Below are 15164 nucleotides of genomic sequence, written 5' to 3' on the forward strand. Positions count from 1 at the left end.
ACCTTAGTTCCGCAAAAACATGCTTTCCTACATCCTGCGACGTATCTGGCAGATGATCCCCACCCTGTTGGGGGTGATTCTGCTGATCTTCTTCTTATTCAAGTTTTTTGGTGGCGACCCGGTCGAAGTGATGGCCGGTATGAAAGCCTCGCCCGAGCGACTGGCGTCCTTGCGGGCCCAATTGGGCCTGGACAAATCCATTCCCGAGCAGCTCTGGGTGTTTGTTCAGCAGGTCTTTACCTTCAATTGGGGCACCAGCTGGACAACAAACGAGTCCATTGCCAACATCTTCGCCACCCGCCTGCCCGCCACACTGACCATCATGGTCCCCATTCTGCTGCTGGAAGTGGTCCTGGCCATCGTGGCCGGCCTGGCCGTGGCCTATGTGCGTGGCAGCCTGACGGACCGCGCCATCATGGTGCTGACCACCGTGGCGTTGTCGATCAGCTTTTTGGTCTACATCGTGGTGGGCCAGTATGTGTTCGGCTTTTTGCTGGGCTGGTTTCCGGTGCAAGGCTGGAGCAACAGCCTCTGGAAGAACCTGGCCGTTTATGCACCCTTGCCCGTGTTTTTGGCGGTGCTGGTGAGCCTGGCGCCCCAAACGCGCCTGTACCGCAGCTTTTTCCTGGACGAAATTGGCCAAGACTATGTGCGCACCGCACGCGCCAAGGGTGTGTCCGAGAACACCATTTTGTTCAAACATGTGCTGCGCAACGCGATGATCCCGATTTTGACCAACGTGGCAACCAGCCTGCCCGGCGTGTTCATCGGCTCCTTCCTGATCGAGGTGTTTTTCTCCATCCCCGGCCTGGGCCGCGAAATTTTGGTGGCGGTGAACCGCAGTGACTACCCCGTCATCCAGGCGGCCACGGTGTACCTGGCCGCGCTGACGATGGTGATCAACCTGATCACCGATGTGTTGTACAAATTTGTTGATCCAAGGGTGACGTTGAAATGAGTACCGATATTGTTCAAACGCTGCCCCATTCCCCCGGCGTGTGGAAACAGGCTTGGCTGCGCCTGAAGACGGACCGGGTGGGCATGGTGTCGCTCTACGTGACGCTGCTCTTCATCGCGCTGGTGCTCGCGGCTCAATTGGGCCTGGTCGCCAAGGACTGGCAGAAGGAAGTGGGCGTGCCCTTTGCCGCCCCGACCATGGTCGGCAAGATCGCCGATGGCACCCAAAACGCCATCGTGGAAACCGTAGCCGGCGCCAATGTGGACATCAGTGATGTGGACCCACTGGCATCCCGCTACAAGGAGTGGGATGAACGCGCATCGCAGTTCAAGACCACGGTAACCGTGAAGGCCGACACCCTGCCCTTTGGTGCGGACCAGCAGGGGCGTGACGTGTTTGACAAGGTGATCAAGGGCGCGCAGGTGTCCATCACCGTGGGCCTGACGGCCGCGCTGTTTGCCACGCTGATTGGTACCGTGCTGGGCGCCATTGGCGGTTACTTTGGCGGGCGCGTTGGCGACTTTCTGGAGTGGGTGTACAACGTGTTCACCGCCATTCCCTACATCCTGCTGGTGTTTGCGCTGGCCGCGGTGCTCAAGTCTGGCCCACTGGCCGGCACACTGGGCAGCGGTGTGTGGACCGTGGTCATCATCCTGAGCCTGGTGGGCTGGACCGGCATTTACCGCCTGGTGCGCGCCGAATACATGAAACACCGCTCGCGCGAGTACGTCATGGCCGCCGAAGCGATTGGTGCGTCCCACGCATCGCGCATGTTCACCCACATCCTGCCCAATATCAGCCACGTGGTGCTGGTGCAGCTGAGCCTGCATGTGGTGAGCTTCATCAAGGCCGAGGTTATCTTGTCTTACCTGGGCCTGGGTGTGCCGATTGACATGGTCAGCTGGGGCACCATGCTGGCCGAAGCCCAGACCGAACTGGTGCAGGGCAAGTGGTGGCAGCTGGCCACGGCCACCCTGTTCATGGCGACATTTGTCACCGCCTTTGCGCTGCTGACCGATGCGCTGCGCGATGCACTGGACCCCAAGCTTAGGTAAAGACTTTGCGGGTCAGACCACTTGCGCAGCAATGTGCTCTGACCCCAACTGATTAGGTGAGACATGACTACATTGATTAGCGTACAAGACCTGAAGGTCTCCTTCCGACTGAGCAAAACCACGACTGGCCAGGCCGTCAAGGGCGTGAGTTTCGACATCCCCACCAACAGCACCGTGGCCCTGGTGGGTGAATCGGGCAGCGGCAAAAGTGTGAGCGCGATGAGCATCGTGCGCCTGTTGCCCGAGAACGCCATCGTCGACCCCAACAGCAAGATTCTGTACAACGGCAAGGACCTGCTGCAGGCGCCGATTGAAGACCTGCGGGCCTTGCGGGGCAAAGACATCTCGGTGGTATTCCAGGAGCCCATGAGTTCGCTCAACCCGGTCTTCACTGTCGGAGACCAGATTGCCGAGGTGTTGCGCATCCATCTGGGTCTGAACCGCAAACAGTCGCTGGACCGCGCGCTGGAGCTGATGACCGAAGTGGGCATTCCCAACCCGAAAGAGCGGCTCAACGCCTACCCGCACCAACTCTCTGGCGGCCAGCAGCAACGCGTGATGATCGCCATTGCCATCGCCTGCGAACCCAAGCTGCTGATCGCCGACGAACCCACCACCGCGCTGGACGTAACCGTGCAGCGCCAGATTGTGGAGCTGATGGCCAAGTTGCAGCAACGCCACAAGATGAGCATGCTGTTTATCAGCCACGACCTGGGCCTGGTGGGCGAGATATCGGACCGCGTGGTGGTGATGCGCCACGGCGTGGTGCGCGAGGCGGGCGATGCCAACACCATCTTCACCGCGCCACAGGATGCGTACACCCAGGCCCTGTTGGCCTGCCGCCCGAAGCTGGATACCCGCCCTCGCCGCCTGACAGTGATTGACGACTTCATGAACAAGCGCCCGCCGATCACCGAGGAGCGTGTCAGCAAACCCATAGACGGGCCTGCACTGATCGAGGTCAAGGGCTTGCGCAAGGACTACCCGCTGAAGACTGGTCTGTTCAAGCGCAGCGTGTTCAGCGCCGTCAAGGGTGCAGACTTTTCGCTGCACAAGGGGCGCACGCTGGGTGTGGTGGGTGAATCCGGCTCCGGCAAAACGACAGTCGGCATGATGCTCACGCGCCTGACTGCTGCAACCGCCGGCAGCATCATGTTTGAAGGCACCGACCTGGCGACCCTGAGCGCAGCGCAGATGCAGGCCTACCGCAGCCGCATCCAGATCATTTTCCAGAATCCGTACGCCAGCCTGAACCCGCGCTTCACCATCGGCCAGATCCTGATGGAGCCCATGCGCATCCACAGCATTGGCAAGGACGATACCGAGCGCGCGCACCGCGCCGTGGCACTGATCGAAAAGGTGGGTCTGCCACCAGAGGCCTTTGGCAAGTACCCGCACGAGTTCTCCGGTGGCCAGCGCCAGCGTATTGCGATTGCACGCTGCCTGACCATGAAGCCCGAGATCATCGTCTGCGACGAAAGCGTCAGCGCGCTGGACGTGAGCGTGCAGGCCACGGTGCTCAACCTGCTGCTGGACCTGCAGGAAGAGTTTGGGCTGACCTATGTCTTCATCAGCCACGACCTGGCCGTGGTCAAGTACATGGCCGACGACATCCTGGTGATGAACCAGGGTGAAATCGTGGAGCGCGGCAGCTCGGATGACATCTACAACCGCCCGCAACATGCCTATACGCGCCAGCTGCTGGGTGCCATTCCCAAAGGGCTGGAAGGCAATATCGCCAAGGCGGCTTAAGCCAAAACGGCCTCTAGCCCCCGTGTAATCTATCTGAAGCGCTATATGTTTTATAGCGCTTCAGATTAAACACCCCGCTCAAGCCTCCCGCGATGGCTGCTTGTAACGGGCGTAGGACCACAGGTACTGGCCCGGGGCACGGCGTATCAGGCGCTCCATGCCAGCGTTGACCAACGTGGTGGCCGCCTCAGGGGTGGCGCTGGCGTCGTGCAGCTCCGGCGCGTCCAGCGGCTCGAAGTGCATCACATAACCTGCGCTGCCTGGTAGGCGCTCACACCAGCACAGCAACACACGGGCGCCCGTTTGTTGTGCCAGCCGCGGCAACAGCGTCATGGTGTAGGCCGGCCGGCCAAAGAATGGCGCCCAGGCACCCTGGCCTTCAGGCGGCACCTGGTCAGGCAAGATGGCGGTGTACCCACCACCGCGCAACACCCGTATCAGGCTGCGCACACCGGCCACACTGGTGGGCACCGCCTGCAGGCCCGGGCGGTTGCGCGAGCTGGCGACCAGCGGTGCCAGCCAGGCCTTGCGGGCGGGCCGGTACAGGGCTACCAGCGGGCCGCGCGTGGGGCCGTAGCGTTCGGCCAGCGACTGGCCGATCATTTCCCAGCAGCCCATGTGGGGCAGGGCCAGAATGACACCTTTGCCTGCGTCCAATGCAGACTCAAACAGTTCCGCCCCATCCCACTTCACCAGATGCAACACCCCCTGCCCCTGGGGCCGCAGCCACAGCCAGGGCAGCTCAGCCACCATGGTGCCAATGGCGGCCCGCGCGGGGCGGTACTCGGAAGGGCTGAAGCCGGCTGCCGAGGCGTGTTCTTCAAACCGGCGGCGGTAGGTACCAGACACCCGCCAGGTCAGCCAGCCCAACAGGGCACCCACGCGCTGCATCAGCGGCAGCGGCAAGCGGCCCAGCAGGCGAAACAGGCGAACCATGAACATCGGGTGGGGAGCGGGCTACATCGCCTTGAACAAACCGGTGTAGCTGCGGCTGACTTCCAGCTTTTCATTGCTGCCGCGCACACTCACCAATTGGCGGCCGCGTTCGTCGCGGGTGACACCGGCCACGGCCTTGATGTTGACCAGCGTGGAGCGGTGGATCTGCCAGAAGAGCTGCATGTCCAGCTCTTCGACCAGCTCCTTGATGGGCTTGCGGATCAGTGCCTCCACCGTGGCCGTCTGTACCCGGGTGTATTTCTCGTCGGACACGAAGAACAACACGTCTTCCACCGGGATCATCTGGATGGCCTGGCGCACGGTGGCCTGTATCCACTGCAGCTTGGGCAGCCCTTTGGGGTTGAGTTGCCCGGCCAGCGTTTGAAGCAATTGCTGCATGTCCGGCGTATGGGCGGGCAGGGGTGTTGGCAGGTCATCATCGGCGCCGTCCACAGGCGCGTGCGCGGCGCGGTCTGCCATGCGCTTACGAATACGCTCCACGGTCACCATCAGGCGCTCGCGCTCCGCGGGTTTGAGCACGTAGTCGACCACGCCCTGCTCAAAGGCCTGCACGGCGTATTGGTCGTAGGCGGTGATAAACACAATCTCGCAACCCGGCCAGCCATCGGCCTCGTCAAAGGTGGGCAACTGGGCGATTTGCCGTGCCGCGTCCACACCGGTCAGCACCGGCATACGGATGTCCAGGAACACGATGTCGGGGTGGTGCTGCTCGGTCAGGGCTACGGCCTCTTGGCCGTTCTTGGCCTCAGCCACGATCTCCAGATCCGGCCACACCTCATGCAGGCGGGCGCGGAGCTGCTCGCGCATCAGGCGTTCGTCATCGGCAATCAGGGCACGTGTCATGGGTGCAAACTCCATCCAATATTCAAAAAATCGTCGTCTTATGCCTGTCCCGATCGTTCGGAATCCGTGCAGGCCACATAGGGCACCGTGATGGTGACCGATGTTCCGCCACCCGGGGTCTCGGTGATATTCAGGCTGGCCTTGCCGCCGTACAACAGGGCCAGGCGCTCCCGGATATTACTCAAGCCAATGCCCGTACCGGCGGTAGCGGCCTTGCCGAAGCCCAGCCCCGTGTCGGCCACGGTGACCGCCAGTTTGCCGTGCACAATTTCGGCACTCACCGTCAATTGTCCACCCTCTGCCTTGGGCTCCAGGCCGTGTTTGATCGCGTTTTCTACCAGGCTTTGCAACATCATGGGAGGGAACTCAGCAGACAACAGGCCGTCGCTGACACGCACCTCGGTTTGCAGACGCTCCTCCATACGCACCTTCAGGATTTCCAGGAAGGGGCGTATCACCGCCAGTTCCTTGCCCAAATCTCGTGTGCTGCCTTGGGCATTGGCCTCCCGCATACTGGGCATGCTGGCCCGCAGCAGCGCAATCAGGTTCTTTTGCATGATGCTGGCTCGCGGCGGATCGGTCTCGATCAAGTGGTCAATGCTAGCCAGTGTGTTGAACAAAAAGTGCGGCTCCACCTGGGCCTGCATGGCAGCCATACGCGCTTCCACAACCTGGCGTTTGAGGGATTCGGACTCTGCCACCTCGGTGGCCTGTGCCGCCTTGGCCTCGGCCTGGACCTTGCCTTTGTAGGTGATCTTGAGAATGCCCGATAGCAGGATGAACCACATGGTCAGGGGCATCAGTGCCTCACCGTAAGAACGGTGGCGGATGCGCGGGCGGGATGCGTCGGCCGCCTCCTCTATGGCTTCCTGGGCCTCGCGTTGCGCGTCTGCAATGGCGGACTCGATCTCGCGTTTGGCGTCTTCCACCGCTTCGCGCACGACGTCGCTGTTGGCACCCGGTGGCAGCTTGATATTGACTTCCGGTATGGGCGGCAATTCCGGCACGACCATGCCGGATGCAGGCAGGGCGGGTACAGCGGGGTGTGCAGGACTTGCAGGTGCGGCGGGTGCGGCAGGGCGGGCTTTGATAACTACCCCCCGCTCGTCAATGGATATGTCCACGCCTTCTTTGCCACCGGCGTAAGGCTTGCTCTTGGACGATTCAGATGGGGCCCGTGTTGGCGACTTGGAATGGGCAGGATCATGGGGCTTGATCACTTCGACATAGGTCCAGCTCAGAGGCGGCAGGTCATGGATGATGGCCATGGCGATGACGAGCGCAAAGGACAGGCCAAAAAATCGCCACCAGGTGATGCTGACCAGCCAGTTGCCGTAGCGGTGGTAGGCGGCCACACAGGCTGCGGCAAAGCGGGACCACTGGCTGGGCGGTGTGTGGGGTGAAGTGGTGGGGTTCATGGCGGATGGGCTCGCTGCAATACTGTGAATGGCTCGACTGTACCTAGGGCCAGCAGCCTGGCGCCAGCGCCAGGCGACGCACTGCCACTTGGGCGGACAGGCTGCACAGTTTGGTGACAAACCGGCAGGGCCTGTGGTGGGCAGGTAGCACCGTCCGTGCGACCCCGCACAGCATGCTTGCGCAAGGCAGGTTTATCATTGGGCATGTCCAGCCCTCTCGATCTGGCACAGATCCGCTTTGACAACGCCCTGGCGTTGTTCGATGAATTTGTGCGCAACACCATCAAACACCCCGACGCCGCCACCCTCAGAGGACTGGAAGGCCGGTTTGCCGAAAGGGTGCAAATACAGCCCAGCTACTGGAGCCAGATCAAGGGACGCTCACGCCAGATTGGTGAGCGCCTGGCGCGCCAGTTTGAGCAGCTGTGCCACAAGCCCCATGGCTGGATGGACCAGGTACACACGGGCAGCACAACCCCTGTCAAGCCCAGTGCAGTGGTCGACTCTGGCAGCGACAGCCATGCCCCCCGGGACGACGATGAACGCTTCATTGTGGGCCTGGTGCTGACCTACTACCGGCGCCACCCCCAGCGGGCACGCACCCGCTTGCTGGACTTGCTGGGTGAGGTGCTGACCCCCACGGCCAGCGAAGCCAAGCCGGGTACCGTGCCCACCGGCAAGCCTGCAACACCGGCCAAGGTGGTGCCCGCTTCGACCCCCGCGACGACAGACGCCCACGCCCTGTGGCTGCGCTCCCAAGTCGGTGTTGCGCCTCTGCGACAAAAGAAGTAGTTTCTTTATCTTCTGAATAAATTCAATTTGCTCAAGATAACACTTCGTTTATCATTTGAGCAAGTTTGCAGTCGCCATACAAGCCTTAGGCAACCGGCACCGCAAGTCCGATTAACCCCTCACCCGTTATCCATGGTCCTGTTCTCGTTGGAAATTGTTTGTCTCAGCCCGCGCATGGCGCAGCTGTTGGTCAAGCCGTTGGACCGTGTTTTGCTGAGTGGGAATAACCGTCGCGCCCTGCCTGGGGCGTCTGTGGGCTGAGCGTCACCTCTCAACGCGTGACGCGTTCTCTCCACAGAAGCCCGGGTGCGAAAGCAGTCCGGGCTTTTTTTTGCAACCCGAAGGAGAAACCTATGTCCCATTTCACGCTGTTACCCGCCAATTTTTGTCTGCAAGCCCCCAAACGCTCCCGCGGTGGAGTGATCAGCGGCTATTCCAGGCCCCCAAGTTGTAAATAGTTCAAACCGGGCGAGCGCCCCAGAGGCCGCGCCCCAGTCAGGAGACACCATCATGGTAGGAAGTTTTCACACCCGGACCTTGCCGTACTACACCCCACGCGCTCCGTCCGTTCGTCGCCTCTTAGCAGGCATATTGCGCGCCGTCAGCCATAGTTTGGCGCAGTTGGCGCGGACCTTGAGCGCGACCGAACGCGCACGCCGTCGCCCTCCCGGCGAGATGGTGTACGAGTTCTACGCAGAAGCCGGGGCGCCCGAAGGCGCCTTGTATGTGGATGGCAAGTTAGTCGGTTATGTGCCGGGGGTGACCCGGCTGTAAAAAGAGCAGTCCTACAATTGCGGGTTTGCGCCCCACCCCGGCGCCAACACCCTTCCCACAAGGAACCGCAATGACTGCCAGCCCTGAAGTTTTTGCCCAACGCATAGCCAGCGCCCAAAGCACCCTGACGGAGCTGGGCCTGGCGGCTTGCCTGGTGCCATCGAGCGACCCGCACTTGTCTGAGTACTTGCCCGCGCGCTGGCAAGGCCGTGAATGGTTGTCGGGCTTCACCGGCTCCATGGGTACGCTGGTTGTCACTCAGAATCGCGCAGCGCTATTTGCCGACAGCCGCTACTGGACACAGGCCGAAACCGAGTTGGCCCACACCGGCATCGAGCTGGTCAAGATAGACACCGGCGCCTCCACCCACCACGTGCAATGGCTGGCGCAGAACACCGGCAATGGCAAGGTGGTCGGTGTGGATGGTGCCGTGCTGGGCCTGGCCGCCGCGCAGCAGTTGCGCGACACGCTGGCCAAAGTCGGCGCCACGGTACGCACCGATGTGGACCTGTTCAACCATATCTGGCCAGACCGGGCCTCGCTGCCGCTGGCCCCCATCTACGAACACGACGCTGCATTTGCCAGCGCCCCCCGCGCCACCAAGCTGGCCCAGGTGCGCTCTGCCATGGCCCACATGGGTGCCAGCCACCATTTCGTCTCGACCGTGGACGACATCGCCTGGTTGTTCAACCTGCGCGGCTCCGACGTTTCTTACAACCCGGTGTTCCTGGCCCACGCGCTGATCGATGCAACATCGGCAACGCTGTTTGTGGCTTCTGGCAAGGTGCCCGCCGCCTTGGCCGCACGATTGAAAGAAGACGGCGTCACCGTGCAGGACTACGCACTGGCCGGCCCTGCATTGGCAGCCCTGCCCGCCAGCGCTGTGCTGCTGCTGGACCCACGCCGCGTCACGCTGGGCCTGCGTGAAAGCGCTGCACCAACGGTGAAAGTGGTCGAAGCCATCAACCCCAGCACCCTGCTCAAGAGCCGCAAGAATGCGTCCGAAGCCGCCCACGTGCGCGCCGCCATGGAGCAGGACGGGGCAGCCATGTGTGCCTTCTACGCCTGGTTTGAATCCGCACTGGGCAAGGAACGCATCACCGAACTGACCATTGACGAGCGCCTGACCGCGGAGCGTGCCAAGCGCCCCGGTTTTGTGGGCCTGTCCTTCAACACCATTGCCGGTTTCAATGCCAATGGCGCCATGCCGCACTACCGTGCCACGCCCGAGAGCCATGCCGTCATCGAAGGCAACGGCCTGCTGCTGATCGACTCCGGCGGCCAGTACCCCGGTGGCACCACCGACATCACCCGCGTGTGGCCCATCGGCACGCCCAGCGCTGCGCAGAAGCGTGACTACACCCTGGTACTCAAAGGCACGATTGGCCTGTCCCGCGCACGCTTCCCGCTGGGCACGTTGTCCCCCATGCTTGACGCGCTGGCCCGCGCACCGCTGTGGGAACACGGTATGGACTACGGCCACGGCACCGGCCACGGCGTGGGCTATTTCCTGAATGTGCACGAAGGCCCACAGAGCATTTCCAAGGCGATCCCCGACGCCAACATGGCCATGCAACCCGGCATGGTGACGTCCATCGAACCCGGCCTGTACCGCGCTGGCCAGTGGGGCGTGCGCATCGAAAATCTGGTGCTGAATGTGGCCGCCAAGACCGGTGAGCAATTTGGTGAGTTCCTGGAATTCGAGACACTGACGCTGTGCCCCATCGACACGCGTTGCATCGACAAGGCACTGCTGCGCGCCGACGAAATCGCCTGGCTCGATGCCTACCACGCCAACGTACGCACACGCCTGAGCCCCCTGGTCAGTGGTGCAGCGTTGGACTGGTTGGTGCAGCGCACCGAGGCCATTTGAGGATGGGCAAAGGGACTTGGTAGCACACGGGTATGTCCGGTTAGGGTATGCCCGCATAGTGGGGTAAATTGCGGTACGGAACTTGCAAGCAGGTCTACAATAAATTGACCAAATGGTTAGCTTTTATCCATGAAACCTGATCAACCCACTGCCGCCGCCCATGCCAACCACCCGACCAGCCCCCAAGCCGAGGGCCAAACCGCATCGCTGGCAGCAGTAGAGGTTCGCAACGCCAGCCTGGTCTACCAGACGGCGGATACCCCGGTCCAAGCCCTCAGCAATATCGATCTGCGCATTGGCGAGGGGGAGTTTGTATCCCTGATTGGCCCCTCGGGCTGTGGCAAGACCACCCTTTTGCGTGTAATTGCCGATCTGGAGCACATCACCGAAGGCAATGTGCGGGTCAACGGTGTCAGCCCCCACGAGGCCCGCATGGCCCGTGCCTATGGGTATGTGTTCCAGGCACCAGCCCTGTTCCCCTGGCGCACCGTTTTGGGCAATGTGATGCTGCCGCTGCAAATACAAGGTGGAGACAAAGCCCAGAACCGCAGCACCGCCATGGCACATTTGGAGCGTGTGGGTCTCAAGGGTTTTGAAGGCAAGTACCCCTGGCAACTGTCGGGCGGCATGCAGCAGCGTGTGTCCATCGCCCGGGCGCTGGCCTTTGAGCCCAAGATTTTGATGATGGACGAGCCCTTTGGCGCGCTGGACGAAATCACCCGCGACCGGCTCAACGAACAATTGCAGCAACTGTGGCAACGCGAGCGCCGCACCGTGGTGTTTGTGACCCACTCGATTGCCGAGGCGGTTTATCTGTCCACCCGCATCGTTGTCATGTCGCCCCGGCCGGGGCGCATTGTCAAAGTCATCGAATCGCCCTTGCCCGACGAACGCCACCTGGGCCTGCGCGACACCCAGGCCTTTGTGGACGTGGCGCATGCGGTGCGCGAGGCACTTGCCGATGGCCACCACGAGTAAAGCGCCTGTTGCGTCACTGAGCCGCCGGGCCTGGGACAACGGCCTGCCGGTTGCCGTGATCTTGGTCGTCTTGTTACTGGCCTGGTACGGCGCCGCCTGGGCCATGAATGCCAGCGCGGCCATCGAACGCGTACTGACACCCGCCGGCACCCCCTTCACCTGGCAAGACGTTCTCAGCACCACACTCAACATGGAACGCCCGGTGTTACCGGCGCCACACCAGATTGCGCTGGACTTCTGGTCCAGCCTGGTGGATTGGCCGCTGGACTCTCCACGCAACCTGCTGTTCCATGTGGCAGTGACGGGTGAGACCACACTGGTCGGTTTTGTGCTGGGCACATTGCTGGGCCTGGTGCTGGCGGTGCTGATCGTGCACTCGCGCACACTGGACCGGGCCCTGCTGCCCTGGATCGTGGCTTCACAAACCGTGCCGGTATTGGCGATTGCACCCATCGTGCTGGTGATTTTGGGCAGCTTGGGCCTGGAAGGCCTGGCGCCCAAGGCCGTGATTGCGATGTACCTGAGCTTCTTCCCGGTTACCGTGGCCATGGTGCAGGGCCTGCGTTCACCACAGGTCATTGAGACCGAAATGATGCACACCTACGCTGCCACGCGCTGGCAGGCCCTGTGGCTGCTACGCTTGCCCGCCGCCCTGCCCTTTTTGTTTCCCGCGCTGCGCGTGGGCATTGCCGCCAGCCTGGTCGGCGCCATGGTGGCCGAACTTCCAACGGGGGCGACTGCGGGCTTGGGTGCGCGGCTGCTGACCGGCTCCTATTACGGCAACACGCTGGCCATCTGGTCTGCGCTGGTGATGTCGGCACTGCTGGGGCTGCTGCTGACCACGCTGGTGGCTGGCGCCGAACACCTGGCCTTGCGGCACCGGAGGCAGCCATGAACCGGCCCGCAGTACCCCAATCCCATCGCACCACGGCGACTACGGTGCTGGCATCGCTGGTGGCTGCCAGCCTGTTGTTCCTGCACCCCACCGCCCAAGGCAACAGCCCACCCAGCGGCCTCTTCTGGTTGTTATTGGGAGTCTTGGGCGCCGTGGCCCTGTGGACCATACGCCGCGTCGCCGCCATCCAGGGCACACGTTTTGACGGCGTGCTGACCGCCGCGCTGTTTGGTCTGTGGGTGTTGTACTTCTGGCAGATGCTGGTCGTGGCCTTTGAAGTGCCGCGCGTGCTGCTGCCGGCGCCCACGCTGATTGTGCAGGCCATGGTCGACAACCCCGGCAAGTTATGGGGCGACTTCAACCAGACCGTGCTCAAGGCCGTGTGTGTGGGCTGGTTGCTCGGCAGTGGCCTGGGTTTTTCGGTGGCGGTGGCCATTGACCGCATGCCCTTCCTGCAACGTGGCCTGCTGCCCCTGGCATCGCTCACCAGCACGGTGCCGTTGGTGGCGGTGGCGCCGATAGCGGTGATGTGGTTTGGTTTTGAGTGGCCGTCCAAGGCGGCCGTTGTGGTGCTGATGACCTTCTTCCCCATGCTGGTGTCCACGCTGGCCGGCCTGCAGGCATCGGGCAAGCTGGAGCGTTAGCTGATGTACAGCTACGCCGCCGGTTACAGCCGCACGCTGTGGTCGCTGCGCCTGCCTGCGGCCACACCTTTTATCTTTGGCGCGCTCAAGGTCAACGCCACGTTGGCCCTGATTGGCGCCATCGTGGCCGAGTTTTTTGGCTCCCCCACGGTGGGCCTGGGCTTTCGGATATCGACCGAAGCGGCCCGCATGAACATGTCTCTGGTCTGGGGTGCGATTGTGGTGGCTGCGGTCACCGGTTCGTTGGCCTATGCCTTGCTTGTGCAGCTGGAGCGGCGTGCCGCGTTCTGGCATCCGTCGATTCGTGGCAAATAATGCGTTCTGCAGCAATGCCCCGGTGTTTCGTTTTATTCAACCCAAGGAGTGTTCCATGATCCGTCGTTCTTCTGTGGTGAGCAAAGGCCTGATGGCCGCGGTACTGGCGGTGTGCGGCATGACCGCCCACGCCGCCGACAAGGTGACTGTGCAGCTGAAATGGCTGCCCCAGGCGCAGTTTGCGGGCTACTACGTGGCGCAGGCCAAGGGCTACTACAAGGCCGAGGGGCTGGACGTGACGATCAAACCCGGCGGCCCCGATATTGCCCCGGCCCAGGTGATTGCCGGCAATGGTGCCGATGTGGTGGTGGACTGGATGCCATCGGCCCTGGCCTCGCGCGAAGCCGGTGTGCCCCTGGTCAATATCGCCCAGGTGTTCAACCAGTCCGGTCTGATGCTGACCTGCAAGAAGGCCAGCGGTGTGACCACCCCCAAGGACCTCAAGGGCAAGACCCTGGGCGTCTGGTACGGTGGCAATGAATACCCCTTCCTGAACTGGATGGCCAAGCTGGGCAACAAGCCCGACACCGACATCAAGATCCTCAAGCAGGGCTTCAACGTGGACCCGCTGCTGCAAAACCAGGCCGCCTGTATCTCGACCATGATTTACAACGAGTACTGGCAAGTGGTTGATGCTGGTGTCAAAGAGAGCGACCTGGTCACCTTCTTCTATGAAAAAGAAGGCGTGGCCACGCTGGAGGATGGCCTGTATGTGATGGAAGCCAAGCTCAAAGACCCCGCCTTTGTCGCGCGTATGGCCAAGTTTTTGAAGGCCACCTTCAAGGGCTGGAATGACGCGGTGAAAGACCCCGAAGCGGCGGCCAAGGTGGTCGTGGCTGCGGACGCATCCGGCAGCGCAACCCTGAAGGTGCAGAAGCGCCAGATGGAAAACGTGGCCAAGCTGATCACCAATGCCGGCACACCGAAGATTGGTTACCTGGAGCCTGCCGCCTACGAGCGCACCGTCAAGGTGCTGCTGGCCGGTGGCAGCTCTCCGGTGATCAAGAAGGACCCCGGCAAGGCCGCTATGTCCCATGTCGTGTGGGAAGCGGCATCAAAATAGTGCCCCCACGCTCCACCGCTGCGCGGGTCGCTGCCCCCAAGGGGGCCGTGTTTCACCTTGGGGCGGCCCGGCGGTGAAACGGTTGACCTGTACCTCTTCACCCTGAAGACTCCAGGGGGTCGTATCCGCCGCGGTGCGACCCCTTTTCTTTGCCACTATGACACCAGCCCAAGCCAAAGCCACAACCCAGCGCCCACGCGCCAAACCTTCGCGTACACCCGTACCCGACGAAGACCCGATCAAGGGCCAGATCCGCAAGTCGAATGAAAACCGCATCCTGGGCGCGGCGGAGAAAGTGTTTGCCCGTGCCGGTTTTGGCGGGGCCACCATGGCCGCCATCGCCACGGCCAGCGGACTGCCCAAGGCCAACCTGCACTACTACTTTGGCAGCAAAGAGGTTTTGTACCGCGCCGTGCTGGCACGCACGCTGGGCGACTGGCTGGCACCGGCCCAGGGCATCCACGCCGATGCCGACCCGCGCACCGCGCTGGAGCAGTACATCCGCGTCAAGATGGCGCTGTCGGCCCAGCGGCCTGACGGCTCCAAGGTGTTTGCCAACGAGATGCTGCACGGCGCACCGGTGGTCAAGACCATCCTGAAAACCGAGCTGCGCCCGCTGATCGTCGAGAAATCGGCCGTCATCCAGGGCTGGATAGACGCCGGACGCATGGCGCCGGTGGACGCCACCCACCTCTTCTTCACCATCTGGGCCGCCACCCAGACCTATGCCGACTTTGATGTACAGGTCTGCGCCGTGCTGGGGCGCAAGGCACTGACGGCCAAGGACCATGCACGGGCTACCGAACATGTGGTGTCCTTGCTGATGCGGGGATGTGGTTTATAGAAA

General features: G+C 62.3%; 13 protein-coding genes and 1 pseudogene. 11 read left to right on the forward strand and 3 right to left on the reverse strand.

Features of this window, described 5'->3' with window-relative positions:
• Positions 1–19: 19 nt before the first annotated feature.
• The 3 genes from HZ993_RS13605 to HZ993_RS13615 all read left to right on the forward strand — a co-directional run bounded on the left by HZ993_RS13605 (position 20) and on the right by HZ993_RS13615 (position 3765).
• Positions 20–958, forward strand: a complete 939-nt coding sequence (locus HZ993_RS13605) for an ABC transporter permease (RefSeq protein ID WP_209393281.1) — start codon at positions 20–22, stop codon at positions 956–958.
• Positions 955–2013, forward strand: a complete 1059-nt coding sequence (locus tag HZ993_RS13610; RefSeq protein ID WP_209393282.1) for an ABC transporter permease — start codon at positions 955–957, stop codon at positions 2011–2013. Before HZ993_RS13605 ends, HZ993_RS13610 begins: the two co-directional genes overlap by 4 nt.
• A 63-nt stretch (positions 2014–2076) precedes the next feature.
• A complete protein-coding gene (locus tag HZ993_RS13615; RefSeq protein ID WP_209393283.1) occupies positions 2077–3765 on the forward strand; it encodes an ABC transporter ATP-binding protein in 1689 nt (562 codons plus the stop codon).
• A gap of 78 nt (positions 3766–3843) precedes the next feature.
• Here the strand turns inward: HZ993_RS13615 and HZ993_RS13620 are convergent, their stop codons facing one another.
• The 3 genes from HZ993_RS13620 to HZ993_RS13630 are packed head-to-tail and all read right to left on the reverse strand — an operon-like array spanning position 3844 to position 6983.
• Complete coding sequence (locus HZ993_RS13620; RefSeq protein WP_209398465.1) at positions 3844–4701, reverse strand: lysophospholipid acyltransferase family protein; 858 nt, start codon at positions 4699–4701, stop codon at positions 3844–3846.
• Between the two features lie 21 nt (positions 4702–4722).
• A complete protein-coding gene (locus HZ993_RS13625; protein ID WP_209393284.1) occupies positions 4723–5565 on the reverse strand; it encodes a LytTR family DNA-binding domain-containing protein in 843 nt (280 codons plus the stop codon).
• Between the two features lie 38 nt (positions 5566–5603).
• Positions 5604–6983: a sensor histidine kinase gene (locus tag HZ993_RS13630; RefSeq protein ID WP_209393285.1), complete on the reverse strand. Its 1380-nt coding sequence runs from the start codon at positions 6981–6983 to the stop codon at positions 5604–5606.
• A gap of 204 nt (positions 6984–7187) precedes the next feature.
• Between HZ993_RS13630 and HZ993_RS13635 the strand changes: the two genes are divergently transcribed.
• The 8 genes and pseudogenes from HZ993_RS13635 (at position 7188) to HZ993_RS13670 (ending at position 15161) form a co-directional block, all read left to right on the forward strand.
• A complete protein-coding gene (locus tag HZ993_RS13635) occupies positions 7188–7775 on the forward strand; it encodes a hypothetical protein (RefSeq protein WP_245213623.1) in 588 nt (195 codons plus the stop codon).
• A 510-nt stretch (positions 7776–8285) separates the two neighbouring features.
• Positions 8286–8549, forward strand: coding sequence for a hypothetical protein (locus tag HZ993_RS13640; RefSeq protein WP_209393286.1), 264 nt, complete (start codon positions 8286–8288; stop codon positions 8547–8549).
• A 70-nt stretch (positions 8550–8619) separates the two neighbouring features.
• Positions 8620–10422 carry an aminopeptidase P family protein gene (locus HZ993_RS13645; RefSeq protein WP_209393287.1) on the forward strand — a complete coding sequence of 601 codons (1803 nt, stop codon included), beginning with the start codon at positions 8620–8622 and terminating at the stop codon, positions 10420–10422.
• A 129-nt stretch (positions 10423–10551) separates the two neighbouring features.
• Positions 10552–11400 carry an ABC transporter ATP-binding protein gene (locus tag HZ993_RS13650; RefSeq protein WP_209393288.1) on the forward strand — a complete coding sequence of 283 codons (849 nt, stop codon included), beginning with the start codon at positions 10552–10554 and terminating at the stop codon, positions 11398–11400.
• On the forward strand, positions 11384–12295 hold the full coding sequence (locus tag HZ993_RS13655) for an ABC transporter permease (protein WP_209393289.1): 912 nt from the start codon (positions 11384–11386) through the stop codon (positions 12293–12295). The genes HZ993_RS13650 and HZ993_RS13655 overlap by 17 nt, the downstream gene beginning before the upstream one ends.
• A gap of 257 nt (positions 12296–12552) precedes the next feature.
• Positions 12553–13254: pseudogene (locus HZ993_RS25095) on the forward strand (ABC transporter permease).
• 55 nt (positions 13255–13309) lie between these two features.
• Positions 13310–14317 carry an ABC transporter substrate-binding protein gene (locus HZ993_RS13665; protein ID WP_245213626.1) on the forward strand — a complete coding sequence of 336 codons (1008 nt, stop codon included), beginning with the start codon at positions 13310–13312 and terminating at the stop codon, positions 14315–14317.
• Between the two features lie 157 nt (positions 14318–14474).
• Positions 14475–15161, forward strand: coding sequence for a TetR/AcrR family transcriptional regulator (locus HZ993_RS13670; RefSeq protein ID WP_209393290.1), 687 nt, complete (start codon positions 14475–14477; stop codon positions 15159–15161).
• Positions 15162–15164 lie beyond the last annotated feature (3 nt).

The sequence above is a fragment of the Rhodoferax sp. AJA081-3 genome, assembly GCF_017798165.1.
Taxonomy (GTDB): domain Bacteria; phylum Pseudomonadota; class Gammaproteobacteria; order Burkholderiales; family Burkholderiaceae_C; genus Allorhodoferax.

Bases quoted from the DNA above. Each gene is read 5' to 3' on its own strand.
- HZ993_RS13620 (WP_209398465.1), bottom strand. From the start codon at position 4,701: ATGGTTCGCCTGTTTCGCCTGCTGGGCCGCTTGCCGCTGCCGCTGATG.
- HZ993_RS13610 (WP_209393282.1), top strand. From the start codon at position 955: ATGAGTACCGATATTGTTCAAACGCTGCCCCATTCCCCCGGCGTGTGG.
- HZ993_RS13665 (WP_245213626.1), top strand. From the start codon at position 13,310: ATGATCCGTCGTTCTTCTGTGGTGAGCAAAGGCCTGATGGCCGCGGTA.
- HZ993_RS13615 (WP_209393283.1), top strand. From the start codon at position 2,077: ATGACTACATTGATTAGCGTACAAGACCTGAAGGTCTCCTTCCGACTG.
- HZ993_RS13640 (WP_209393286.1), top strand. From the start codon at position 8,286: ATGGTAGGAAGTTTTCACACCCGGACCTTGCCGTACTACACCCCACGC.
- HZ993_RS13605 (WP_209393281.1), top strand. From the start codon at position 20: ATGCTTTCCTACATCCTGCGACGTATCTGGCAGATGATCCCCACCCTG.
- HZ993_RS13630 (WP_209393285.1), bottom strand. From the start codon at position 6,983: ATGAACCCCACCACTTCACCCCACACACCGCCCAGCCAGTGGTCCCGC.
- HZ993_RS13650 (WP_209393288.1), top strand. From the start codon at position 10,552: ATGAAACCTGATCAACCCACTGCCGCCGCCCATGCCAACCACCCGACC.
- HZ993_RS13670 (WP_209393290.1), top strand. From the start codon at position 14,475: ATGACACCAGCCCAAGCCAAAGCCACAACCCAGCGCCCACGCGCCAAA.
- HZ993_RS13645 (WP_209393287.1), top strand. From the start codon at position 8,620: ATGACTGCCAGCCCTGAAGTTTTTGCCCAACGCATAGCCAGCGCCCAA.
- HZ993_RS13635 (WP_245213623.1), top strand. From the start codon at position 7,188: ATGTCCAGCCCTCTCGATCTGGCACAGATCCGCTTTGACAACGCCCTG.
- HZ993_RS13625 (WP_209393284.1), bottom strand. From the start codon at position 5,565: ATGACACGTGCCCTGATTGCCGATGACGAACGCCTGATGCGCGAGCAG.
- HZ993_RS13655 (WP_209393289.1), top strand. From the start codon at position 11,384: ATGGCCACCACGAGTAAAGCGCCTGTTGCGTCACTGAGCCGCCGGGCC.